Source organism: Nocardiopsis baichengensis YIM 90130 (assembly GCF_000341205.1).
In the GTDB taxonomy this organism is placed as follows: domain Bacteria; phylum Actinomycetota; class Actinomycetes; order Streptosporangiales; family Streptosporangiaceae; genus Nocardiopsis_A; species Nocardiopsis_A halophila.
This window is the reverse complement of sequence record NZ_ANAS01000004.1, coordinates 465,941-488,442: the sequence shown is the minus strand read 5'-3', so window position 1 is coordinate 488,442 and position 22,502 is coordinate 465,941. Positions and strand designations below refer to the sequence as shown.

19 protein-coding genes are annotated in these 22,502 nt (G+C 74.4%); 11 read left to right on the top strand and 8 right to left on the bottom strand.

What is annotated here, in order from left to right; all coding sequences use genetic code 11:
• Positions 1 to 54: 54 nt before the first annotated feature.
• Positions 55 to 1,023: a hypothetical protein gene (locus C892_RS0103515; RefSeq protein WP_239647246.1), complete on the top strand. Its 969-nt coding sequence runs from the start codon at positions 55 to 57 to the stop codon at positions 1,021 to 1,023.
• 57 nt (positions 1,024 to 1,080) lie between these two features.
• Here the strand turns inward: C892_RS0103515 and C892_RS0103510 are convergent, their stop codons facing one another.
• Complete coding sequence (locus C892_RS0103510; RefSeq protein WP_239647245.1) at positions 1,081 to 2,313, bottom strand: hypothetical protein; 1,233 nt, start codon at positions 2,311 to 2,313, stop codon at positions 1,081 to 1,083.
• Between the two features lie 106 nt (positions 2,314 to 2,419).
• Here C892_RS0103510 and ku point away from each other — a divergent pair, with 106 nt between their 5' ends.
• Positions 2,420 to 3,454, top strand: a complete 1,035-nt coding sequence (ku, locus tag C892_RS0103505) for a non-homologous end joining protein Ku (protein WP_017556087.1) — start codon at positions 2,420 to 2,422, stop codon at positions 3,452 to 3,454.
• 57 nt (positions 3,455 to 3,511) lie between these two features.
• Here the strand turns inward: ku and C892_RS0103500 are convergent, their stop codons facing one another.
• The gene (locus tag C892_RS0103500) at positions 3,512 to 4,471 is read right to left on the bottom strand and encodes an ATP-dependent DNA ligase (protein ID WP_017556086.1); all 960 of its coding nucleotides are present in this window, start codon (positions 4,469 to 4,471) and stop codon (positions 3,512 to 3,514) included.
• Between the two features lie 566 nt (positions 4,472 to 5,037).
• On the opposite strand from C892_RS0103500, the gene C892_RS28510 reads away from it, so the two are divergent.
• The 3 genes from C892_RS28510 (at position 5,038) to C892_RS0103480 (ending at position 6,924) form a co-directional block, all read left to right on the top strand.
• Positions 5,038 to 5,775, top strand: coding sequence for a S1 family peptidase (locus tag C892_RS28510; protein ID WP_017556085.1), 738 nt, complete (start codon positions 5,038 to 5,040; stop codon positions 5,773 to 5,775).
• A 209-nt stretch (positions 5,776 to 5,984) separates the two neighbouring features.
• Positions 5,985 to 6,419: a hypothetical protein gene (locus tag C892_RS0103485; RefSeq protein ID WP_026124117.1), complete on the top strand. Its 435-nt coding sequence runs from the start codon at positions 5,985 to 5,987 to the stop codon at positions 6,417 to 6,419.
• A 112-nt stretch (positions 6,420 to 6,531) separates the two neighbouring features.
• Positions 6,532 to 6,924: a transposase gene (locus tag C892_RS0103480; RefSeq protein WP_275041805.1), complete on the top strand. Its 393-nt coding sequence runs from the start codon at positions 6,532 to 6,534 to the stop codon at positions 6,922 to 6,924.
• Positions 6,925 to 7,003: 79 nt separating this feature from the next.
• Here the strand turns inward: C892_RS0103480 and C892_RS0103475 are convergent, their stop codons facing one another.
• Positions 7,004 to 7,495 (bottom strand): protein-L-isoaspartate O-methyltransferase family protein, encoded by a 492-nt coding sequence (locus C892_RS0103475; protein WP_017556083.1) that lies wholly within the window; start codon positions 7,493 to 7,495, stop codon positions 7,004 to 7,006.
• A gap of 192 nt (positions 7,496 to 7,687) precedes the next feature.
• Positions 7,688 to 8,107, bottom strand: coding sequence for a hypothetical protein (locus tag C892_RS0103470; RefSeq protein WP_017556082.1), 420 nt, complete (start codon positions 8,105 to 8,107; stop codon positions 7,688 to 7,690).
• 348 nt (positions 8,108 to 8,455) lie between these two features.
• Here C892_RS0103470 and C892_RS0103465 point away from each other — a divergent pair, with 348 nt between their 5' ends.
• Together C892_RS0103465 and C892_RS0103460 are read left to right on the top strand one after the other, a co-directional pair.
• Positions 8,456 to 9,376, top strand: a complete 921-nt coding sequence (locus tag C892_RS0103465) for a LysR family transcriptional regulator (protein ID WP_017556081.1) — start codon at positions 8,456 to 8,458, stop codon at positions 9,374 to 9,376.
• Positions 9,377 to 9,539: 163 nt separating this feature from the next.
• Positions 9,540 to 10,220 (top strand): AfsR/SARP family transcriptional regulator, encoded by a 681-nt coding sequence (locus C892_RS0103460; RefSeq protein WP_017556080.1) that lies wholly within the window; start codon positions 9,540 to 9,542, stop codon positions 10,218 to 10,220.
• 247 nt (positions 10,221 to 10,467) lie between these two features.
• On the opposite strand, the gene C892_RS0103455 is transcribed toward C892_RS0103460, so the two are convergent.
• Together C892_RS0103455 and C892_RS0103450 are read right to left on the bottom strand one after the other, a co-directional pair.
• Complete coding sequence (locus tag C892_RS0103455) at positions 10,468 to 11,946, bottom strand: sodium:solute symporter family protein (RefSeq protein ID WP_017556079.1); 1,479 nt, start codon at positions 11,944 to 11,946, stop codon at positions 10,468 to 10,470.
• Positions 11,943 to 12,140 carry a hypothetical protein gene (locus tag C892_RS0103450; RefSeq protein ID WP_017556078.1) on the bottom strand — a complete coding sequence of 66 codons (198 nt, stop codon included), beginning with the start codon at positions 12,138 to 12,140 and terminating at the stop codon, positions 11,943 to 11,945. The genes C892_RS0103455 and C892_RS0103450 overlap by 4 nt, the downstream gene beginning before the upstream one ends.
• A 229-nt stretch (positions 12,141 to 12,369) precedes the next feature.
• On the opposite strand from C892_RS0103450, the gene C892_RS0103445 reads away from it, so the two are divergent.
• Positions 12,370 to 12,933, top strand: coding sequence for a type 1 glutamine amidotransferase domain-containing protein (locus tag C892_RS0103445; protein ID WP_017556077.1), 564 nt, complete (start codon positions 12,370 to 12,372; stop codon positions 12,931 to 12,933).
• Positions 12,934 to 13,070: 137 nt separating this feature from the next.
• Positions 13,071 to 15,200 carry a catalase gene (locus tag C892_RS0103440; RefSeq protein WP_017556076.1) on the top strand — a complete coding sequence of 710 codons (2,130 nt, stop codon included), beginning with the start codon at positions 13,071 to 13,073 and terminating at the stop codon, positions 15,198 to 15,200.
• A 109-nt stretch (positions 15,201 to 15,309) separates the two neighbouring features.
• On the opposite strand, the gene C892_RS0103435 is transcribed toward C892_RS0103440, so the two are convergent.
• On the bottom strand, positions 15,310 to 17,013 hold the full coding sequence (locus C892_RS0103435) for a formate--tetrahydrofolate ligase (protein WP_017556075.1): 1,704 nt from the start codon (positions 17,011 to 17,013) through the stop codon (positions 15,310 to 15,312).
• Positions 17,014 to 17,386: 373 nt separating this feature from the next.
• Here C892_RS0103435 and C892_RS0103430 point away from each other — a divergent pair, with 373 nt between their 5' ends.
• Together C892_RS0103430 and C892_RS0103425 are read left to right on the top strand one after the other, a co-directional pair.
• Entirely contained in the window at positions 17,387 to 18,556 is a 1,170-nt protein-coding gene (locus C892_RS0103430; protein WP_017556074.1) for a MalY/PatB family protein, read from the top strand.
• A gap of 308 nt (positions 18,557 to 18,864) precedes the next feature.
• Positions 18,865 to 21,162 (top strand): LuxR C-terminal-related transcriptional regulator, encoded by a 2,298-nt coding sequence (locus C892_RS0103425; RefSeq protein ID WP_017556073.1) that lies wholly within the window; start codon positions 18,865 to 18,867, stop codon positions 21,160 to 21,162.
• Positions 21,163 to 21,710: 548 nt separating this feature from the next.
• Here C892_RS0103425 and C892_RS0103420 read toward each other — a convergent pair.
• Positions 21,711 to 22,502 (bottom strand): SAM-dependent methyltransferase, encoded by a 792-nt coding sequence (locus C892_RS0103420; protein WP_017556072.1) that lies wholly within the window; start codon positions 22,500 to 22,502, stop codon positions 21,711 to 21,713.

Below are 22,502 nucleotides of genomic sequence, written 5' to 3'. Positions count from 1 at the left end.
CGCGTGGTAAGAGATGTGGCGTCCCGGAACGGGCCGGAGCGCACGGAGGTGGCCGTGGCCGACGGGAATGGGCCGATCGCCCGCGCAAGGCTGCCGGAGCCGGTGAGCGAGGAGACCAGGAGCCTGCTCAGCACCGGCCCCTTCCACGAGGCGCTGCGCGCCGTGGTCGAGGACAGCGGGTTGACACTCGAGGGCCTGCAGCGGCGCATCGACCGTCGCGGCGTGCGGGTCAGTCTCACAGCGCTGAGCTACTGGAGGCAGGGGCGGAGCCGCCCTGAGCGTCCGGAGTCCCTGCGGGCACTGTGCGCGATCGAGGAGATCCTGCGCCTGCCCGACGGAGCGCTGCGCTCGCTCCTGGGCCCGCCCCGCCCGCGAGGGCGCTGGGCGCGCCGGGCGGAGCCGCCCTCCCCGCCGGGAGCGCCGGCGCCCTGCGCGCCCATCGTCCCCGAGCCGTACGGCGCCTCCTACGAATCGGCGCTGTTCGAGTCGTCACTGCGGGCGTTCTGCCAGATGGACACCGTTCGCGTAGGGGCCGACCAGGCCATCCGCAGACTCGGCACCCGGATGGTGCTGCGCGCGCTGGACGACGGCCCCGACCGCTGCACGGCCGTCTACAGCGGCGAGCCCGGGGTCCCTCCCGCGGCGATACGGCCGCTGGCGGTCGAAGGCTGCACGGTCGGGCGGGTGCGGCGCCACCCGCGCGAGCCGCTGGTCGCCGTCGAGCTGTTGTTCGACCGGGCGCTGAGGGCAGGACAGACCCATCTCGTCGAATACGCCTTCGCCATCACCGACGCCACCGTCAGCAGGGACTTCCGCCGCGCGTTCCGCTATCCCGCGCAGACCTACGTCCTCGACGTCCGCTTCGACCCGGACGCCCTGCCGGCGCGCTGTTTCCGCTTCTCCCAGTCGGGCCCGGGCGCCCCCGAGGTCGTCGAGGGAGAACTCGACCCGGCTCCCTGCGGTTCCGTCCACATCGCCGAGCAGGGAATGGGCGGGGGCGTCCTGGGCATCGGCTGGCACTGAGCCGCGCCCCCTTCGCCCCAGGCCCCCGCTGTCGCGTGCCGGGTCCGCCCGGAGTTGTCACGGGACCGTGAAGGCGCTCACGACCTGGTGGAAGTCGTCGTCGGCGTACAGGGCGATGCTCTTGGCCGCGTGGTCGACGTCCACCCGTACCGGACGCAGGTCCGGCCGCCCGTCCAGGCCTCCTCCTGGGCGCCACCAGTAGACCTGCCCGGTGATGGGCTTGTCCCCCTCGGCGAACCGGGCCGCCACCTCCTGCACGGTCTCCAGCGCCGCGATCGGATGGTGCCCGTCGATCGGGTGGGCGATGACCACCTGCGGCACCGGCAGGGCGACCAGCGCCCCCGACGGCGGGGCCCCTCCCAGCGCGCGGTCGAGCGCGTGGACGTGCGCGGCCATGAAGAGGTGGTCGCCCCCGATGTGCACGAGCGGGATGCCGCCCGGCCCCTCGTGCCGGGAGACCTCCGCGGGCTCGCCCAGGGAGTTGTCCACGGCCGTGCGGAACGCCTGCTCGGGGGAGGTCCCCGTCCGCTGGAGCGCGGCCCGCGTCAGCATCTGCACCGAGTCGGGCCCGTCGACGGCGACGGTCTCCCACAGGCCCGGCGCCAGCGGGCGCGTCACCAGGCTCGCGCGCATCTCCTCGGTCAGTTCCCTGGCCAGCGTCTCCTCCGCGTGGAGCCGGATGCGCAGGGACCCCGGGTCCGCCCCGCCCGCCGGCTGCGCCGGGGGGCGTCCCCGCTCCTGCTCGGACATCCGCGCATGCTCCTGCGCGCAGTCCCGGGCGAAGTCCGCCGCGAGCGCCTCGACCTCTTCGGGCAGGCGCCCTTCGACCGCGGAGCGGTAGCCCCGCGCGTCGAACTTGCCGGCCGTGCCGTCCGGAGCCTTGAGGCCGATCGTGTCCGGGTCCAGGAACACCGGGGAGAACCCGTGCCCCTCCAAGGCCCGGAGCACGGCGTGGCCGGCCGCGTCGTCCGCGGGCAGCGGGTAGTGCGTGCCCAGCGGGACGCCGCGGCGGCGGAAGCCGCGCATGAGGCCGCGCACCACGCCCGCGGCGAAGCCCGGCAGGTCGGCGGGAGGCATGGCCGCCGCCTCCCGGAAGGCGTCGGCGAAGTCCAGGTCGGTGGTGCCGCCCCCGGGGAGCGCGGTGCGGACCCCGGTGGGAGGGAGGTGTTCGGCCTCGATCCGCTCGCGGGCGAAGGCCTCCAGAAGGGCGTCGGCGAAGTCCGCTCCCGGAGCGCCCTCGCCGGCGTGGCGGCGGTGCCGGCCGTGCGCCGGTCTCATCTCGTCACTCACGCCATTGCGACGCTGCGGCCCCCCGGCGCGGTTCCCGTGCCCTTGACCCGAGGGGAGCCGTGCTTTACCCGGTAGGGGTGATCATGGCGGTGAGGGGGTGGCTGCGGTGGTCAATCCGGTATGGACCGGCACCCTGACGTTCGGCATGGTGTCGCTTTCGGTACGGCTGTACAGCGCGCGCGAGAGGCACGGGCCGGTCATGCACCAGTTCCAGCGGGGGACCTCGGACCGCATCCGCTACAAGCGGGTCAACGAGCGGACCGGCGAGGAGGTGCCCAAGGACGACATCGTCCGCGGCGCCCGCGTGGACGAGGACGACGGCGAGGACTACGTGGTGCTGGAGGCGGAGGACCTGGAATCGATCCTCCCCGCGCGCTCACGGGCCATGGAGATCCGCGGGTTCGTTCCCGAGAGGCAGGTCGACCCGCTCTGGTACTCGGCGACCTACTTCGTGAGCCCCCGGGAGCGCGCGTCGGCCAAGCCCTACCGGCTGCTGTGCGCGGCCCTGGAGCGTACCGAGCGGCTCGGCCTGGCCACGTTCATCATGCGCGACCGCGAGCACCTGGTCCTGGTGGGCCCGCAGCAGGGGGTGCTCTCGGCCTCGACCCTGTGGTGGCCGGACGAGGTCCGCGACCCCTGGGACGTGATGCCGCCGGTCGCCGAGGCCGAGCTGAGCGACTCGGATCTGGGACTGGCCGAACAGCTCGTGGAGGCGATGGCGACCGACTGGGAGCCGTCCGACTACAGCGACGACTACGAGCGGCGCCTTGAGGAGCTGATCGAGGCCAAGAGCAAGGGCCGCACCATCACCTACCAGGAAGAGGAGCCGCAAGAGGAGTCCACCGTCGTCGAGCTCACCGACGCGCTGCGCAAGAGCCTCAAGGAGCGCAGGCAGACCCGCGCGAACGGGGGCAAGGGGAGCGGCGGGAACGGATCCAAGGGCGCGCGGGCGCCGAAGCCGCGACGCGGAAACGAGTCCGAGGCGGACGGCGCACCGTCCTCCCCGAAGGGGGCGACGAAGAAGGAGCTCCTCAAGGAGGCCGGGGAGCTGGGCGTCCAAGGCCGTTCCAAGATGAGCAGGGACCAGCTGGCCGAGGCGGTCGAAGAGGCCAGGAACACCTCCGCCCGGGCGGCGCGCTGAGGCCGCTCTCGTCCCGGCTCTGGATCCCGGCCCGGCGGCCCGGACCGCGGGTGCTCCTCAGCCGGGCTCCTCCGCGTCGATCGCCAGCCCCTCGGGCACCTCGCCCGGCGACAGGTCCGGGCGCGGACGGAGGTAGCGCACCAGGTGCCGCCATTTGCCTCCGGCGACCGACGCGTCCGGCTCCACCTCCACCACCAGGTCCGGCTCGACCCTGGTGTAGGGCTGGCGCGTCTCCCGGCCCCAGGCCGGCCCCAGCGTGCGGGGCCAGGGGTGGTCGTCGCCGGCCTTGGACAGCAGCCCGTCCAGCCCCTCCCGCTGGGCCTCGTCGAGATCGTGGGTCCGGCCCACGGGCCGCAGCGCCCCCGACCCGGGATCGCGGCGCCCGAGGATGAGGGCCCACGGGCGGTCCGGTCGGCCCACCACGCCCCCGACCACCGCCTCCGTCGTCGTGACCCGCTTGTACTTGTCCCACCCGCGCCGCCCGGGCCGGTAGGAGCGCCGGTCGTCCTTGGCGACCAGCCCTTCAATCCCCGCGTCGGCCAGGCCGTCGAACCATTCGCGCGCGGTCGCCGGGTCGCCGGTCTGCCAGCCCAGCACGAGGTGCGGGTCGTCCACCCCGCCGAAGAGCCGTTCCAGCCGGGCGCGGCGGTGGCGCAGCGCGCGCCGGGTCAGATCGGTCCCGCCCTCGTGCAGCAGGTCGAAGACGACCAGGTGGCAGGGTTCCTCGGCGGCCAGGCGCCGCGCCGAACGAGAGGAGGCGCGGTTGCGCCGCTGGAGCGCCGCGAAGTCCAGGCGGCCGTCCGCCCACCGGACGATCTCGCCGTCGAGGAGGAGTCCGTCGGGCATCTGGGCGTCCAACGCGGCGGCCACTTCGGGCCAGCGCGTGTCGAGGCGGCGCCCCCGGCGCGAGTGGAGGCGGACCGGCCCGGTCGAGGCCAGGGCGCGGAACCCGTCCCACTTCGGCTCGTACACCAGGTGCGGCCCCTCGGGGAGGGACTGCACGGTGCGCGCCAGCATCGGTTCCACATGGAGACCGTGCCCGTGGCCCGCCCCGGACAACCGTTGACCTGCACTCCCATCGCCTACCGCGCTCAGGGGCGCTGAAGCGCCCGGCGCACGGCGTCCCTCCGAGTATGCTCCGTGTCCGTTCGGACGGCGGAGAGCCGCCTGAGCCCCCGAGTCCCGTATCGGCGCGCTGGCTCAGGCGTCCTGCCGGACGCGAACGCGGGGAGCCGGTCACCGACGTCCGCGGGCCGGGATACGAAACCCTGGCAACGCTCCAGAGGACGTCAGACGCCCTCGTTCCGCGCCGCGCCGGGAGAGGCGCCGCGGGTTTCCGGGAGCCCCTGAACGGCTCCTCGGCTGCCGGGTAAGACGTGCCCGGGTGCGGAGGGCTCCACCGCTCCCGGGGCTGGCACCGTCCTCCCCGTGGGTCTGGGCAGGAGCAGCGCATCGGCCTATCGTCGCCACTGACCCGCCGTCCCGGTGGCCACGGCGCCGCGCCGACCGGCGTGCCGCGCCCTCCCGGGCGGAGCGCCCGCCGGCTTCCGCCCCACCGTCCTCCCCACACCGCGAGGAACGCCATGTCCCCCAGCGCCCGCCCTGGAAGAAGACCCTCCCGACGGCTCATCCGGCCGCTGCGCGCGGCAGCCGCCCTCGGCGCCGCCGTGGCCGCGGCCCTCGTCACCGCCGCCACCGCGGCTCCGGCCGCCGCCGACGCCGGACCTCCCGTCCCGGCGCGGTCCGCTCAGGCGGCCCAGGCCGACATCGTCGCCGGCGACCCCTTCTTCAACGACGCCTACCCGGGCCGCTGCACCATCGGCGCGGTCGTCACGGCCGGGTTCCTGGCCAACGCCCACTGCGGGCGAGAGGGCGACCGGGTGCGCGGCCATGACGGCGGCACCGGCACCGTGGCCTGGAGCTCCCCTGAGAGCGGTGTGCTGCTCGTCGAAGCCGACGACGGCTGGAGGCCCACCTCCTCCATCCGGACCGGCGGCGGCGCGAACGCCACCGTCCGCGGCACGGTCGAGGCGCCCGTCGGCGCCTCCGTGTGCCGACCCGGCCCGACCACCGGCTGGCGGTGCGGCACCATCGTGGCCAAGAACCAGACGGTGCGGACCCCGCAGGGACACGTCTACAACGCCACCCGGACCAGCCTCTGCGCCGAACCCGGCGACACGGGCGGCGCCTTCTACAGCGACGGCCAGCTCCAGGGCCTCCTGCTGGTGGCCTCGGGCAACTGCTCCACCGGTGGAACGAGCTTCTTCCTGCCGATCAACCCGATCCTGTCCCGGTACGCGCTCACGCCGGTGACCGGCTGAGACCGGCGGCCGTCCCGAGCGCCCTGCCCGGGAACCGCCCCGGCTCCCCGCCCGTCCCGGACACCAGGGCGTTCCGTTGCCGAACGGCGCCCGATCCGTGATGACCGAACGGCGGGCGGGGAGGAGAATGGGGACCAGAAGTGGAAGAGGACCCCGCGCCCCGCGGGGCGGCCGTGCGGGCGCGCGGTCCCCACGGGGAGGTGGATGCCATGTCCACGATCGCCCACGCGCGTTCGCACGCGCTCGTGCACGCCTGGAGAGGCCTGGTCTCCGGCCTGGCAGGCGGTGTCGTCTTCGGCGTCCTCATGGCCGCCGCGGGCATGCTCCCGGCGGTCGGCATGCTGGTGGGCACCGAGAACGCCATCGCCGGCGGCGCGGTGCACCTGGTGATCTCCGCCGGATTCGGCCTGGTCTTCGGCCTGATCGCGGGCGCCGTCGCCGACCGCCCCTGGCCCGTGCTGGCCGCGGGCGCGGCCTACGGCCTGTTCTGGTGGGTGGCGGGGGGACTGGCCCTCATGCCGGCCATGCTCGGCATGCCGGTGTTCGCGTTCGGCGAGCAGGCGTGGACGAGCCTGGCCGGCCACCTGCTGTACGGGGTGGTCACCGCGGCCGTGCTGATGTGGATGAGCCACAAGGAGGTCTGAGGTGTGACCGGAACGCCGCTCCGCGCCCGGCGGGGGCGGCGTCCCGGCACGTCCGGGGGCACCCCGCCGGGGCGGTGGCGCGGCCGGGCCGCGAGTGGCAGGCTGGTGAGGCGTGGCCGTACGTGACCGAATCACCGAAACCGAATGGTCGTTGCTGGCGCCGCTGATGCCCGTCGGCGCCGGAGAGAGGGAAGGACCGGGCGGCATGCGCCGCGTGGTCGAGGCGGTGCTGGAACGCCTGCGCACCGGATGCCCCTGGCACGAATTGGGCGGGAGTACCGCGGAAGGGGAGGCGGCGGCCGAGTGGTACCGGCGCTGGTGCGCCGACGGCACCTGGCAGCGGATCGCCGACCGCCTGCGCGTCGACCCGTCGACCGGGCGCAGACTGGTGGCCGGGTCCCCGGTGGAGGCGGTGTGCACGGTGCGCCCCGCGCCCGCCTCGGCGTGGCTGGGCGCCCGGTGCGCCTTCGAGCGCGCCCGCCGCTCGCACGGTGGGCCCCGCTGACGGGTGGGCCCGCGGCGGGCCCGGGGCCGGAGGGCGGTGCGTCACGGCGCCCGCGCCGCCGGCCCCGGGCGGGAGCGCCTCACATCCGCGGCGGCAGCGCCACCCGCCCTCCGGGCGCGAGCTGCTCCCGCCAGGCGGCCGGGGGCGGGCCGATCGGGTCGGTGCACACGATCCGGTCGTAGGGGCCGCACCGCGCATGGCCCTGGTCGGGACGGGCGATGACCACGCGGGCGGGGTAGCCCGCCTGCGCCAGCCGCCAGCGCGCCGCGGCCGCCTCGGCGGGGTCGGCCGAGGTCGCGGTGACCAGGTCGGCGTCGCCGGTCCGGTGGCAGATCAGGGCGGTGGCGTAGCCGCTGGCGCAGCCCACGTGCAGGACCCGCATGCCGGGGCGGATGCCGGCGCTGTCCAGCACCGTGAGCAGGGTCGCCATGGCGGGGTCCGGGTCCGTGGGCTCGGCGGACCACAGCGGCCGCGCGCTGAAGGGGCTGCGCGGGACGGCGGCCACGGCCGGCCGCCAGTCCGCCGGGGCGTAGCAGGCGGCGTGGGCACGGGACAGGGCGGTGGTGGACACGGGGCTCTCCGGGCGCGTCGGGGGCGGGGACATGGCTCGAGCGGGGTGCACCAAGAGTAGTCGGTCCGCGCACGTGCGTGAGCGGCCGCGGCACGCCTGCGGCCCGCGCACACGTGCGCGGAGCGTACCGGGGCCGCCCTTGCTCCCGCCCCGTCGGTGCCCGTCCGCACCCGTGCCCGGGCGGAGCGCCCGTCAGGCGGCGGTGCGCGGATACCCCGGGACGGCCCGGCTGACCAGCCACGCCACCACGCCGCACCCCGTTCCCACGAGGGTTCCCACCGCAAGGCTGCTCACCAACGAGAACCCCCGCACCACCAACGCCTCCACCGCGGGCGGAAGGACGCCCTGCAGGTTGCCGCCGAGCGCCGGCGGTGTATCGAACGCCCAGGCCCACAACACCTGGTGCGTCACGCCCAGCAGCACGCCGTACGCCACCCCCACCGCCAGCAGGGTGAGCAGAGGGTTGGGAACCCGCCTCCACAGCGCCACCACCACCCAGACGGTGAGCGGCGCCCACACGAGCAAGGCGTTGGCCGCCGGCCCCACGACCTCCAGGTCATGGGCGATGACCCGTGGGACACCGAGCAGGGCGAGTCCGATGACCCCGAGCATCGGAACTCCCAACCGTCCCCGGGCGCCCTGCGCAGTTCGATCGCTCACCGTCGTCCTCCCGACGCTCCGTTCCGAGCACCACCGCGGTTCTGCGGCGGCTTACGGCCAGTGAGCCTAGAGAGGGCACGCGTTCCGGCACCTCGGGCTGCGCGGTGCAATCGCTCTACATCGCAGGGTGTACGAGGGAAGAGGAGCGTGCACCTCTAGGAGGCGGTCCCCTCAAGCGACTCCGGCCCCGCACGGGCGCTCGTGGTGCGGGCGACGCCGGCGCCTTGGCGAGAGGGAGTCGTACCGAGGGGCACGGGCCCTTGGCGCGGGAGAGATCACGCCGCCCATAGACTCCGCAGAGTGAGCGATCGGAATCCTTATGGCCGCCTCGACCTCGACCAGCTGCGCACCTTCCTGGCGGTCTACCGCGCGGGCTCCCTGACGGCGGGGGCACGCCTGGCGGGGCTCTCCCAGCCCACCGCCACCGCGCAGGTCAAGGCCCTCGAAACGGCGATGGGCCGCCGACTGTTCGAGCGCCTGCCCCGGGGGGTGGCGCCCACCCCCGTCGCCGACGACCTGGCCGGGCGCCTGGCCGGGCCGATGGACGCCCTGGAGGCGGTCGCCGGCGGCGCCTCCGACGCGCCTGCCCCGGTGCCCCCGCTGCACCTGGGCGGCCCCGCCGAGATGCTGTGCACCACCGGCCTGCCGGCGCTGGCCCCCCTCATCGGCCAGGGGGTGCGCCTGCGGGTGGCGACCGGCCTGGCCGACGACCTGCTGGCCGGCCTGCGCGCGGGTCGGCTGGACCTGGTGGTCTCCTCGGTGCGGCCGCGCGGGCGCACCCTGGCGGCCGAGCCGCTCGCCGACGAGGACTTCGTCCTGGTGGCCTCCCCGGCCTGGGCCGAGCGGCTGGACCCGGGCCGCCTGGCCGCCGAGGGGCCCACCGCCCTCGTGGGGGTCCCGCTGGTGTCCTACGCCGAGGACCTGCCCATCCTGCGCCGCTACTGGCGGCACGTCTTCGGCGAGCGGCTGACCGCGACCCCCGCGCTCACCGTCCCCGATCTGCGGGGCGTGGCCGCCGCGGTCGCCGCCGGGGCCGGGGTGAGCGTCCTGCCGCGGTACCTGTGCACGCGCGAACTGTCCTCGGGTGCGCTGGTGGCGCTTCTGGAGCCCGAGGACCCGCCGATCAACACCGGCTTCCTGGTGCAGCGCGCGGGCGCCCAGACCCACCCGCACCTGGCGCCGGTCCGCGAGCGGCTGAAGGCGGCGGTGTGCCTGGGATGAGCCCGGGCGGCGCGCGGCCGTTTCCGGCCGGGGCGCCCCTGTCCTCCTCGAATCGCAGAGGGTAAGATCACAATCGCCCGTTGTGATGAAACGCGCCCCCGGTGCCGGGCGCGGCGACCGTCCGCGCTCCGCGGAGGCGGACCGACGGAGACGGACCGCGACATTGAGGCCAGCCCCCGCCCGCCCCCCGGGCCCCTTCCCCTACGGGGAGGCCGCGCACGACACGACCGCCTTCCGGATCCTCGGCCCGGTCCGGGCCCAGCGCGGGACGCGCCCCGTCCCGCTGCCGGGCGGCAAGCAGCGCACCCTGCTCGCCGCCCTCCTGGCCCGGTCCGGGGCGAGCCTGCCCGCGAGCGCACTGGTGCCCTACATCCTCAGCGGAGGAGGGCCGGAACACCCCGAGGCGGCCGTGTACACCTACGTCGCCCGGCTGCGCGGCGCGCTGGCGCGGCACGCGGACTGCCCCGGCCTGATCAGCACCACCCCCGGCGGCTACCGCGCCGAGCTCGACGCCGACCGGCTCGACCTGTCGGCCTTCCGGGCCCTGGTCCGCCGCGCGCGGCGCGGCGCCGACCGCGGCGACCTGCGGGGCGCCGCCTCGGACCTGCGCGACGCGCTGGCGCTGTGGACGGGGCCCGCCGCCGACGGGCTGGGGTCCGCGGCCTTCCGGCGCGGTGTGGCCGAACCGCTGGAGGAGGAGGCCGTCCGTGCGCTGGACGGCTACCTGGAGGTCATGGGGGCGCTCGGGGAGGGGGGCGACGCGCGGGCGGAGGCGCGGGCGATGGCGGCGGTCCACCGGGGCCGGGGCGGGCTGGGCCGGAGGCTGGCCGAGGTGGTCGGGTAGGGCGGCCGGGCCTCCTGACGCCGACCGGAGCGGCCCCCGCACCCGCGGAACGGCGCGTCCGGAAGGGGAGTCGTTCCCGACCCCGGTCCACGGCCCCCCGGGCACCGGCGAAAACAATCTTCATGAACGCGCATGAATCGGTTGCCGCTGGGCAAAGAGGCGGTAAGGGTTGCATCGGCCGGGTGGGCGGAGGTTCTCCTCCGCCCACCCGGCCCACCCGTTTCCAGGGCGCCCGGTCGCGGACACCTCACCCGGACGGGGCGGACTCGGGCTCCTCTCCGGGTTCACGGGCCCCTCCTGCGGACCCGTCCCGGGCACCCCGGCGCACCGCCGCGCGCTCGGTGAGAGCGCCGATGCCGACGACCGCCAGGTTCAGCCCCAGCCCGTACAGGCCGGCGTTCACACCGGCGATCGCCGCCCCGTGGAGCGTGGACAGCGCCAGCGTCGCCGCCACCCCGGCCGTCGTCCCGGCCAGGACCACCGCGGGGTGCACCGGCCGCCTCCGCCACAGGGCGAGCGCGATGGCCGGTGTGATCTGCACCAGCCCCGCGTACGTCAGCAGGATCAGGTTGGCGAGCAGGTCCGGCCTGAGCAGCGCCAGCGTCAGCGCCGCGAGGCAGGCGGCGACCACCGTGGCATGGTTGACCCAGAACTGCGTCCGGGGCGAGCGCACGGGTGCCACATTGCGCGCGACCAGGGTCGAGACTCCGATCGCCATGCTCGCCGCCGGAACCATCGACGCGGTCAGGGCAGCGACCGCCACGACCCCCACGAGCGGGTCGGGGAGCATTTCGCGCACCAGGGTGAGCAGCGAACCATTGGGCTCGGTGTCCTGGGACAGCACGAGCACGGCGGTGAATCCCAGCGTCACCGGGAAGGCGACCACCAGGGTGAACAGGGGGAGGAACGCGTAGTTGCGGCGCAGCGCCCGCGCGCTCCCCGCACTCAGCACGCTGTTCCACAGGAAGGGCAGCCCCATCAGGCCGAACCCCAGCACGCTCACCAGCGCGCTGGTGAAGAACCACACCGGTCCGGCCCCTTCGACCTGCAGGGTCAACAGCTCGGGCCGCTCGGAGGCCACCCGCTCGAACACGTTCCCCAGGCCGCCCGCGTAGTGGATCGGGACCACCACCGCCAGCGCCGTGATGACCACCAGGGTGACGGCGTCCTTGAAGTAGGCGGTGGTGACGACGCCGCGGACCCCGGCCCACAGCACGAACACGACCACCAGCACCGTTCCGGCCGCCATGCTCACCGCGCCGGACGCGGCGTCCCCCGTCACCAGCTCCAGCACCAGTCCCAGGCCGGTGATCTGGAGTTGCAGGTAGGGGAAGAGGAAGAGCAGGGCGAAGACCGCCGACACCGCCCCCAGGACGCGGCTGCCGTAGCGGTCGGCGAGGAAGTCGCCCTGGGTCAGGTAGCCGCGTTCCCGGCCCAGCCGCCAGATGCGGGGGCCGACGAAGAACAGCAGGATGTAGCCGACCGCCAGGTAGGGCACGACGTAGAGCGCGGCGACGCCCCCGGTGAAGACCAGGCCCACCAGCCCGAGGAAGGTGAAGGCGGTGAAGATCTCCCCGGCCTGGAGGAACCACACCGTGGCGGCGCCGAAGTTGCGCCCGCCCACGGTCCAGTCGGCGAGGTCCCCCGAGGGGCGGCGCCGGCCGAGCATCCCGCAGGCGGCGATCGCGGCCATCCCAGCCAGGGCGATGGCGAGCGTGGTGCTCATGCCCCGCCCTCCTCGCGGTCGGCGCCCCGCTCCACGAAGAGCAGCACGGGCGTCACCGCCAGGCACCACAGGACGACCCACACCAGCATCGGCGGAAGCCCGAACCAGAGGCCGCCCGTTCTGAGGAAGGGGAGGACGGGGGTGGCCATCAACGCCGCCGCCGGAACGGTCACGGCCAAGGACCTGCTGCGCAAGGGACCTCCCGATGCGCGAGGGGGCAGGGGCAGAGGCGACACTAGGCCCCGGGCCCCGGCGGCGCAACGGTCTCCCACCGCCCCCGTCGGCCCTGCCGCCCCTTCCGCCTCTGCCGGCGCCGAGCCCCGCCCCTGAGGGCGCGGCGCGCCCGACTCCCGTACGCATGGTCGCCGCACGCCGGGGTAGCCGGAGCGGACGAGCCACGACAGACGAGGAGGGGGAACCGTCATGGCCGGTGAACTGGAAGGGCGCACGGTGGCCCTGCTCGCCGCCGACGGCGTCGAGCAGGTCGAGCTGGAGCGGCCCCGCGGCGCCCTGCAGGGGGCCGGGGCCCGGGTCGAGCTGGTGTCCGTCGTCCCCGGGCCGATCCAGGCGATGAACGGCGACATCGAACCCGCCGACACCTTCGCCGTGGACCGCAAGGTGGGTGAGGCGGACCCGGCCGCCTTCGACGGGCTCGTCGTTCCCGGCGGGACCATCAACCCGGACCGGCTGCGCATCGTCGCCGAGGCGGTCGATTTCGTCCGGGCCTTCGCCGACTCCGGGCGGCCGATCGGGGCGATCTGCCACGGGCCGTGGATCCTCGCCGAGGCCGGCGTGGCGCGGGACCGGACCGTGACCTCCTACCCCAGCATCCGCACCGACCTGCGGAACGCCGGGGCGAAAGTGGTCGACGAGGAGGTCGTCACCGACCGCGGCGTCACCACCAGCCGCGACCCGGGCGACCTGACCGCGTTCTGCGACCGCCTGATCGAGCAGATCGCCCGGAGCGAGCTCTCCGGCGCCCGCTGATATGCCCCTGGGAGGGGGAGAGGCGTCGACGGCCCGACGCCGATCAAGGGCGTCCGCCGATCGCCCTCCGGGCGGTCGGCGGACGGCCGACCCCATGAGGCGGATGCCATCCGAAGACCGAGCGGGAGGATTTCACAATGCCCGAGAACCCGGAACGACGCACTGGGGAAAGGGAGGACTCCGGCAGGGACGAGAAGGACCGTCGGCTGGACGACGCCCGCGTCGATCCTGAGGGGGCGCTGACCACCGACACCGGGGTCAGGGTGGACGACACGGACAACTCGCTGAGTGTGGGCGAGCGCGGCCCGACGCTCCTGGAGGACTTCCATTTCCGGGAGAAGCTGACCCACTTCGACCATGAGCGGATCCCCGAGCGGGTGGTGCACGCCCGGGGAGCGGGGGCCTACGGCCACTTCCAGGTGTACGAGTCCCTCGCGGACCACACGTGCGCGGACTTCCTGTGCGACCCGTCGCTCAAGACGCCGGTCTTCGTCCGCTTCTCCACGGTCGCCGGGTCGCGCGGCTCCGCCGACACCGTGCGCGACGTCCGGGGCTTCGCCACCAAGTTCTACACCCGGGAGGGCAACTACGACCTCGTCGGGAACAACATGCCCGTCTTCTTCATTCAGGACGGCATCAAATTCCCTGATTTCGTGCACGCGGTCAAGCCCGAGCCGCACAACGAGATCCCCCAGGCCCAGTCGGCGCACGACACACTGTGGGACTTCGTCGGCCTCCAGCCCGAGACCTTCCACATGATCATGTGGCTGATGTCGGACCGCGCGATCCCGCGCAGCTACCGCACCATGCAGGGCTTCGGCGTGCACACCTTCCGGCTGGTGAACGCCGAGGGGCGGGGAACCCTCGTCAAGTTCCACTGGACGCCGCGCCTGGGCACGCACTCGCTCGTGTGGGACGAGGCCCAGCGCATCGCGGGCAAGGACCCCGACTTCAACCGCCGCGACCTGTGGGAGGCGATCGAGAGCGGCCAGTACCCCGAGTTCGAGCTGGGCATGCAGCTGATCCCGGAGAGCGACGAGCACTCCTTCGACGTCGACCTGCTCGATCCCACCAAGATCGTGCCGGAGGAGGAGGTCCCGGTCACCCCGGTGGGCCGGATGGTGCTGGACCGCAACCCGGACAACTTCTTCGCCGAGACCGAGCAGATCGCCTTCCACACCGCGAACGTGGTGCGGGGGATCGATTTCACCAACGACCCGCTGCTCCAGGCCCGCAACTTCTCCTACCTGGACACCCAGCTGATCCGACTGGGCGGGCCCAACTTCCAGCAGCTCCCGGTGAACCGCCCGGTGGCCGAGGTCACGAACAACCAGCGGGACGGCTACGGCCAGCACCGCGTCCACACGGGGACGACCAGCTACGCCGCCAACTCGCTGGGCGGGGGCTGCCCTGCGTTGGGCACTGAGCCGTTCCGCCACCACCAGGAGCGGGTCGACGGCGCGAAGATCCGCAAGCGCAGCGAGAGCTTCCAGGACCACTACAGCCAGGCCGCCCTGTTCTACAACAGCCTCGCGTCCTGGGAGCGCGACCACCTCGTCGAGGCCTTCCGGTTCGAACTCGGCAAGTGCGACTCGCTGCAGGTGCGCGAGCGCGTCGTCGAGCACCTGGTCAACGTCGACCGCGGGCTGGCCCGCCAGGTCGCCGAGGGGATCGGGGCGGACCCGCCCGAGGGGGAGGGGGAGCCCGGCCCCCGGCGGTCGTCGCCGACCCTGAGCCAGGCGCGCACCGCGATGAACGAGATCACCGGGCGCACGGTGGCGCTCCTGGCCGCGGACGGCGTCCAGGGCGCCGACGTCGAGGCGCTGCGCGGCGCGATGGCCGACGGCGGGGCCCACGCCGAGGTGCTGGCGCCGCACGACGGGCCCGTGCGCACCGCCGACGGGGCACGGTTGGAGGCGGACCGGGCCATGAGCACCGTCGCCTCGGTGCTCTACGACGCGGTGGCGGTGCCGGGCGGGCCCGAGTCCGCGGCGCGTCTGTCGGCCGACGGCCTCACCCTCCACTTCATCGCCGAGGCGTTCAAGCACCACAAGCCGGTCGCCGCGCTGAACGAAGGGGTGGACGTGCTCTCCCGTGCGGCTCTGCCCGACTTGGGCATGGCGGAGCCGTCGGCCGACGGCGTCGTGGTGGACCAGGGGGTCGCCACGCACCGCGGCAAGGACCCGGCGGAACTCACGCGTGCGCTGTCGACCCTGCTGGCCGGACACAGGGTCTGGGAGCGGGAGACCGGTACCGTCCCGGCCTGACCCGGGCCCCGGGAAAGGCACCGCGGGGGCGGCACCCGCCGCCCCCGCCGCTCCGCCCTCCCGGCACCGGGAGGGCCGCTCTGGAGACCGGGACCGATTCCCGCCCTGGTCAGAACAGGCCGGTGATCTCTCCGTCGTCGTCCAGGTCGATGCCGTAGGCGGCGGGCGCACTGCCCAGGCCCGGCATCGTCTGCATCGTCCCGCAGATCAGGTAGACGTATCCCGCCCCCGCCGCGGGCCGGACTTCGCGGACCGGAAGTGTCCAGCCCGTGGGGGCTCCGCGCAGTGCCGGATCCGACGACAGGGACAGGTGCGTCTTGGCGATGCAGACCGGAAGCCCGCCCAGGCCGCCGCGTTCACAGGCGCGCACCTGGCGCTCGGCGGTCTCGGAGAACTCCACTCCGTCGGCGCCGTAGACCTGGCGCGCCACCGCCTCGACCTTGTCGCGGATGGCCGCGTCCTGCGGGTACAGCGGCGCGTAGCGGGACTCCTCGTCCGCGGCCTCGGCCACGGCCCGCGCCAGGTCCTCGGCGCCGCTCCCGCCGTCGGCGACATTGGTGCACACCGCGCTGCGCGCCCCCGCCTCGGCGGCGATCCGGCGCACCTCCTCCAGCTCCGAGGCGTGGTCGGTGGGGAAGGCGTTGACCGCCACCACCGGCGAGACGCCGTGCAGGCGGCAGTTCTCGATCTGCTTGACGAGGTTGGCCGCGCCGGCCCGCACGTCGTCGGTGCTCTCCTCCAGCATCCCCTCGGGCAGCGGACGCCCGGCGGCGACCGCGTGCCGCCCGGAGTGCGCCTTCAACGCGCGCACCGTGGCGACCACCACCGCCGCGTCGGGGGCCTCGCCCGAGACACGGCACTTGATGTTGAAGAAGCGCTCGGCGCCCATGTCGGCCCCGAACCCGGCCTCGGTCACCAGGAAGTCTCCGCAGCGCAGGCCGACCAGGTCGGCGATGACCGAGGAGTTGCCGGTGGCGATGTTGCCGAACGGGCCCGTGTGCACCAGCACCGGGGTGTGCTCCAGGGTCTGGAGCAGGTTCGGCTTGATCGCCTCGCGCAGAACGGCGGCCATCGCCCCGGCACCGCCCAGCTGCTCGGCGGTCACCGGCTTGCCGGCCCTGTTGCCCGCGACGATGATGCGCCCCAGGCGGGCGCGCATGTCGCGCGCGGACGACGACAGCGACAGCAGCGCCATGACCTCGGAGGCGGCGGTGATGTCGAAGCCGGTCTGGCGGGGCACCCCGTCCAGTCGGCCGCCCAGACCGGTGACCACCGAGCGCAGGGAGCGGTCGTTGATGTCGACCACGCGCCGCCAGGAGACGTCGTGCGGGTCGATGTCCAGGGAGTTGTCGCGGAAGAGGTGGTTGTCCACGAGGGCGGCCAGCAGGTTGTGCGCGGCGCCGACCGCGTGGATGTCGCCGGTCAGGTGCAGGTTGAGGCGTTCCATCGGCACCACTTGGCTGTAGCCGCCGCCGGCCGCCCCGCCCTTGATGCCGAACACGGGTCCCATCGAGGGCTGGCGGATCGCGATGGAGGCGCGGTGGCCGATGCGGTTGAGGCCGTCGCCGAGTCCGACCGTGGTGGTGGTCTTCCCCTCGCCCAGAGGTGTGGGCGTCACCGCGGTCACGACGACGTAGCGGGCGCGGGGGCGTTCGCTGAGCGCGTCCAGCGCGGACAGGCGGATCTTGGCCACGTGGTCGCCGTAGGGCTCCAGCAGCTCCGGCGGAAGCCCCATCCTGTCGGCGATGCTCGACAGCGGCTCCAGCTCGGCGCCGCGGGCGATCTCCAGGTCGGTCGGGATTGGCAACGACATCACCCCTCAAGGCCCCCGTCCCGCCGGGGCACGGTCTCCCGCAGGAGGCGCGGAACGAGGAACCCGACGTAGGACTGGGATCCTGCACCAACATTCTCGAACACGGTTGGGTATAGCGCAATCAGTTTCGTAATACGCAATAGATGGCCGGGTGCGGCCACCGGGGGCAGGACCTGCGGCGGTGGGGGAGAGCGCCCCGTGGCGGGGAAGACCGGGAAGGGGCGGCGTGGAGAGGGCTCGGCGGGCGCGGCCCGACGGGCGGACGCGTGCCGTCGGCGGGACCGCCGAGGGTGCGCCCCCGCCGGGCGGGAACGCATCGCGGAGGACGTGGTGCGGCGGACCGGGACGAGGGAGACGAGGGAAGGGGCGGCGCATGGGCCTGGCCGAGGAGTTCGATGCACTGACGGCCGAAGAGCTGCGGGCGAAGGGGACGCTGAAGTGGTCGCGCTTCGGTGACGGCGTCCTGGGCGCGTTCGTCGCCGAAACGGACTTCGGGACCGCGGAACCGGTCCTCCAGGCGCTGCGTTCCTCGGTCGAGGGCGCCGCCTTCGGCTACCCGCCCCCGGGAGCCGCCGCCGAGCTGGCCGAGGCCTGCCGGGACTGGTACGACAAGGCCTACGGCTGGAGCGCCCCCGCCGAGCGGATCCACACGGTGCCCGACGTGCTGCGCGCCTTCGAGATCGCCGTCACCCACTTCTCCCGGCAGGGGAGCCCGATCATCCTTCCCACGCCGTGCTACATGCCCTTCCTGACGATTCCCGCGCGCTTGGGGCGCGACATCGTCCAGGTCCCCATGCGGCGTGGCGGAGACGGCTGGGCCCTCGACCCCTGCGCCCTCGCCGAGGCCTTCGAGAGCGGGGGAGACCTGCTGGTCCTGTGCAATCCGCACAACCCCCTGGGCCGAGTGTTCACCCGTCGGGAGCTGGAGGCGGTCGCCGACGTCGTCGACCGGCACGGCGGGCGCGTGTTCGCGGACGAAGTGCACGCACCGCTCACCTACCCGGGGCACGAGCACGTCCCCTACGCCTCGACCGGTCCCACCGCCGCCGGGCACAGCATCACCGCCACATCCGCCTCCAAGGCCTGGAACATCCCCGGCCTCAAGTGCGCGCAACTGATGGTCACCAACGACGCCGACGCGGAGACGGTGGAGCGCATGGAGCCGTTCACCCTCCACGGCGCCAGTGTCCTCGGCATGGCGGCCAACACCGCCGCCTACCGCCACGGCGCGCCGTGGCTGGCCGAGGTCCTGGACTACCTGGACGGCAACCGGCGCGCCCTGGGCGACCTGCTGGCCGAGCACCTGCCCGGCGCCGCCTACCGGCCTCCCGAGGGGACCTACCTGGCCTGGATCGACCTGGGCGGCCTGGTGCCCGACGACGACCCGGCCGGGTGGCTCCGTGAGCACGCGGGCGTCGCCGTCGTGGACGGAGCCGAGTGCGGTGAGGCGGGGCGCGGGTGGGTGCGCCTGAACTTCGCCACCCCGCGGCCGATCCTCGAACGCCTGGTCGGTGCGATCGGCGCGGCCGTCGCCGACCGCTGAGGGCAGGCCCCGGGAACCTCGGTGTGCCGCCGGGTTCTCCCGAACGCCTGGTCGTGCCGGGCGGGTCGGCGGCCGATCCGCCCTCCCCGGCCTTCCTGGGCGCGGCCGGGGCCCGCGGCAGGGTCCCCGGCGCAGGGCGCGCACGGCCCCCTGCCGGTGCCGGTGCGGCGGCCGGCGGCCGGTGAGGCGGGGGTGCCTCCGCGTCCGGGGGCGATTCAGGGAATCGCCGTATACGCAGCGCCTCGTGTCGGTACAGTGCGCACTGAGGCGGAATACGGCGTCACGGTGGACGGGCGAGGACCTGCATCATGATCCAGCGGACGGCGGGGGCGCTCCCCCGGCAGCTGACCGGGTTCGTCGGCAGGGAGGAGGAGGTGGCCCGGGTCACCGACCTCCTCGGCCAGGGGCGGCTGGTCACCGTGCTGGGCCCCGGCGGCGTCGGCAAGACCCGGATCGCGCTGCACGTGGCCGAGCGCGTGGCACCGCGCTACGCCGACGGCGCGCGCTTCGTCGAGCTGTCCGGACTGCGCGACCCCGAGCTGATCGCGCACACCGTCGCCTCCACGCTCGGCCTCGCCGAGCAGGACGCCCGCTGCCAGCTGGACGTGCTCCTGGAGTACCTGCGCGGACGCGACCTGCTCCTGGTCCTGGACACCTGCGAGCACCTGAGCGACGCCTGCGCCATGCTCACCGAGGTCGTGCTGCGGGAGTGCCCCGGGGTGACGGTCCTGGCGACCTCCCGGCACGCCCTCAACGTCCTCGGCGAGTTCAGCCACCCCGTCCCGCCGATGCCGGTGCCCGACCCGGACGACGCCGACGCCCTCCGGCACAGCGCCGTGGAGCTGTTCGAGCGGCGGGCCGCCGCGGTCGTGCCCGGCTTCGCCCTGGACGAGACCGGCCGCCGCGACGCGGTGCGCCTGTGCCGCCGCCTGGACGGCATCCCGCTCGCCATCGAACTGGCCACCGTGCGGCTGCGCGCCCTGCCGCTGCAGCGCCTGGTGGAGCGGCTCGAAGACCGCTTCCAGCTGCTGACCGGCGGCTCCCGGGCGGCGCTGTCCCGCCACCAGACGCTGCGCACCGGCATCGAGTGGAGCCACGACCTGTGCACGCCCCAGGAGCGGGTGCTCTGGCGCCGGCTGTCCGTCTTCGCGGGGGGATTCGACGCCGAGGCCGCCGAAGAGGTGTGCGCCGGCGACGGGCTCGACCGGGCCGAGGTGCTGGAGGCCCTGATCGGCCTCGTCGACAAGTCCGTGGTGCTGCGCGCCGACCAGGGCGGCGACCGCTACCGGCAGCTGGACACGCTGCGCGAGTACGGGGCCGAGCGGCTGGCCGAGGCGGGGGAGGAGCGGGAGCTCCGCGGTCGCCACATCGAGCGCTGCCGGCGCTTGGCCGACCGCCTCGACCGGCGCTTCACCGAAGAGCAGCTCGGGAGCTTTCGCGCGCTCGCCGCCGAGCACGCCGACATCCGGGTCGCCCTGGAGTACGCCTTCGGCACGGCGGGGTGGGAGACGCGCGCGGCGCACCTGGCCGCGTCCCTGTGGGGCTACTGGCAGATCTCCGGCCGCCTCAAGGAGGGCAGGTACTGGCTGTCCAAGGCCGTGGAGGCGCTGCCCGAGCACGCCCCTGAGCGCGTGTGGCCCATGGGGGTCCGGGCCTACCTGGGGACCTTCCGCGGCGAACTCGATGAGGCCCTGGCCGACCTGGACCAGGCGACGGACCTGCCGGAGGGCCCGGACGAGCGCTTGAGGGGGCGCATCCACCTGTACCGCCACCTCGCGCTGGTGTTCGCCGGACGGCACGACGACGCCGTTCCCGAGTACGACGCCTGCCTGGCCGCGGCGAAGGCCGCGGGCGACTTCACGACCGAGGTGTCCCTCCTGGCCCAGCAGGCCTACCTCCACCTGCTGGCGGGCCGGCTGGACGAGGCGGTGGCGGTGGGCGCCGAGGGGCTGGCGCGCCTGGAGGGGCTGGACACCGAGATGTGGCTGCGCTCCTACATTCTGGTCATCACCAGCGCCGCCCTGACCTTCAAGGGCGACACCGACGGCGCCGAGGCCGCCGCGGGCCCCGCCATCAGGATGAAGCGTGAGCTCGGCGACTTCGTCGGCCTGGCCTACTCCCTGGAGGTCAGCGCCCTGGGCGCGCTGGGGCAGGAGCGCCTCGAGCGCGCGGCCTGGCTCCTGGGCGCGGCCGACCCCCTGTGGGAGCGGGCGGGGGAGCGGCTGGGCGGCACCGCGATCATGGAGGCGTTCCACCAGGAGGCGGTGCGGGCGCTCTGCGCCGGCCTGGGGGAGGGGCACTTCGCCGAGCTGTTCGCCGAGGGGGCGGAGCACCCCCTGGACGAGGTCGCCGATGCGGCGGTCGCCGGGGCGGACACCCTGACGCCCGGGCGCCGGGACCCGCCTCCGGGCCGGGCCGCGCTGACCGTCCGTGAGCGCGAGGTCGCCGGCCTGATCGCCGAAGGGCTGTCGAACCGCGCGATCGCCGAGCGCCTGATCATCTCGAAGCGGACCGTGGACACCCACGTCGAGAACATCCTGGCCAAGCTCGGCGTGTCCTCCCGGGTGCTGGTGGGGCAGCGGCTGGCCGAGCCCGCCCCCGAGTGACGGCCCTCCGATGAGGGCGTGGTCAGGGGCCGTGAGCGCCGCGGGCGGCGCCCGCGCGCCGTCGGCCGCGTCGGCCGAGGCGGGGAGAACGGTGCGGACATGGGACCGCCGTGCCGCCGGTCCCCCGCGCGGACGGACGGCGCGGGCTGGACACGAGGCGGGCACGGCGGGAGAGTGGTCCCTGGAGGAGCGGCGACGCCGCTCCCCCTCAAGCGACGTCCGCACACTGCTCCCCCAGGGGATCCCCTCGGTGCGGCCCGGATTCCAGGACCTCCGGCCGCACGATCAATTCTGGGGCCCTGAGCGGTGAGAACGTGCGCACTCGGGGCCGGTTGGGTGCACGGAAGTCCACCGGCCGCCCTACGGACGACCGGTCCGCCGTCTTACCCATACGGATACGTGCTCTGCCGACGGCGGAGTGCGGTGGGACACCGATGGGACCGCGGTCCGGATACGGAGACCGCGTCCCACAGGGCGCTTTGGGCGCCTTGGGCGCCGCAGCGCCCTCGCGCTCCCCGGGGCCGGGGCCCTGGCGCCGCGGCCCTGGCTCAGGGCTTGCGGCCGACGGCCACCAGGTGCGGAATGGCGCGGCCGGCGAAGAGCGTGCCGGCGTCGGGCCGCCAGTCGGGAGCGAAGACGACGCCCGGCTCCAGAAGCTCCAGCCCCTCGTAGAGCTCTTCGATCTCGCCCTTGCTGCGCGTCCGCATGGGGTGGGGGTTGGCCTCGTTCCAGACCCGGAGCAGCTCCTCCATGCGCTCGGGGACGACGTCGGCCGTGGGGTGCCCGACGATCAGGAGGCTCCCCGAGGGGAAGGCGCCCATCAGCGCGGAGACGATGGCGCGGGCCTCCTCCTGGGAGACCACGTAGTTCAGCACGCTCGACAGGACGACGGCCGCGGGCGCCCCCGTGTCGAGGGTGCGGGACGCCTGCGCCAGGATCGCCTCGGGGTCGTGCACGTCGGCGTGGATGTAGTCGGTGGCGCCCTCGGGCGTTCCGACCAGCAGCGCCTGGGCGTGGACCAGGACCAGCGGGTCGTTGTCGACGTAGACCACCCGGCACTCCGGCGCGGCGGCCTGCGCGACCTCGTGCGTGTTGTCGGCCGTGGGCAGCCCGGTGCCGACGTCGAGGAACTGGCGGATGCCGCCGTCGAGCACGGCGTGGCGGACCGAGCGCGCCAGGAACTGCCGGTCCGCGCGTGCGCTCACCACGCCCTCGGGCACGATCTCCTTGAGCCTTTCGCCGACCTCGCGGTCGACGGCGTAGTTGTCCTTGCCGCCCAACCAGTAGTTCCACACCCGGGCGGAGTGGGGGACGCGGTCGTCGATCGTCGGCTCGGTCAT

Bases quoted from the DNA above. Each gene is read 5' to 3' on its own strand.
- C892_RS0103485 (WP_026124117.1), top strand. From the start codon at position 5,985: ATGTCCACGATCGCCCACGCGCGTTCGCACGCGCTCGTGCACGCCTGG.
- C892_RS28510 (WP_017556085.1), top strand. From the start codon at position 5,038: ATGTCCCCCAGCGCCCGCCCTGGAAGAAGACCCTCCCGACGGCTCATC.
- C892_RS0103420 (WP_017556072.1), bottom strand. From the start codon at position 22,502: ATGACCGAGCCGACGATCGACGACCGCGTCCCCCACTCCGCCCGGGTG.
- C892_RS0103430 (WP_017556074.1), top strand. From the start codon at position 17,387: ATGGGCCTGGCCGAGGAGTTCGATGCACTGACGGCCGAAGAGCTGCGG.
- C892_RS0103425 (WP_017556073.1), top strand. From the start codon at position 18,865: ATGATCCAGCGGACGGCGGGGGCGCTCCCCCGGCAGCTGACCGGGTTC.
- C892_RS0103500 (WP_017556086.1), bottom strand. From the start codon at position 4,471: ATGCTGGCGCGCACCGTGCAGTCCCTCCCCGAGGGGCCGCACCTGGTG.
- C892_RS0103445 (WP_017556077.1), top strand. From the start codon at position 12,370: ATGGCCGGTGAACTGGAAGGGCGCACGGTGGCCCTGCTCGCCGCCGAC.
- C892_RS0103440 (WP_017556076.1), top strand. From the start codon at position 13,071: ATGCCCGAGAACCCGGAACGACGCACTGGGGAAAGGGAGGACTCCGGC.
- C892_RS0103470 (WP_017556082.1), bottom strand. From the start codon at position 8,107: ATGCTCGGGGTCATCGGACTCGCCCTGCTCGGTGTCCCACGGGTCATC.
- C892_RS0103455 (WP_017556079.1), bottom strand. From the start codon at position 11,946: ATGAGCACCACGCTCGCCATCGCCCTGGCTGGGATGGCCGCGATCGCC.
- C892_RS0103435 (WP_017556075.1), bottom strand. From the start codon at position 17,013: ATGTCGTTGCCAATCCCGACCGACCTGGAGATCGCCCGCGGCGCCGAG.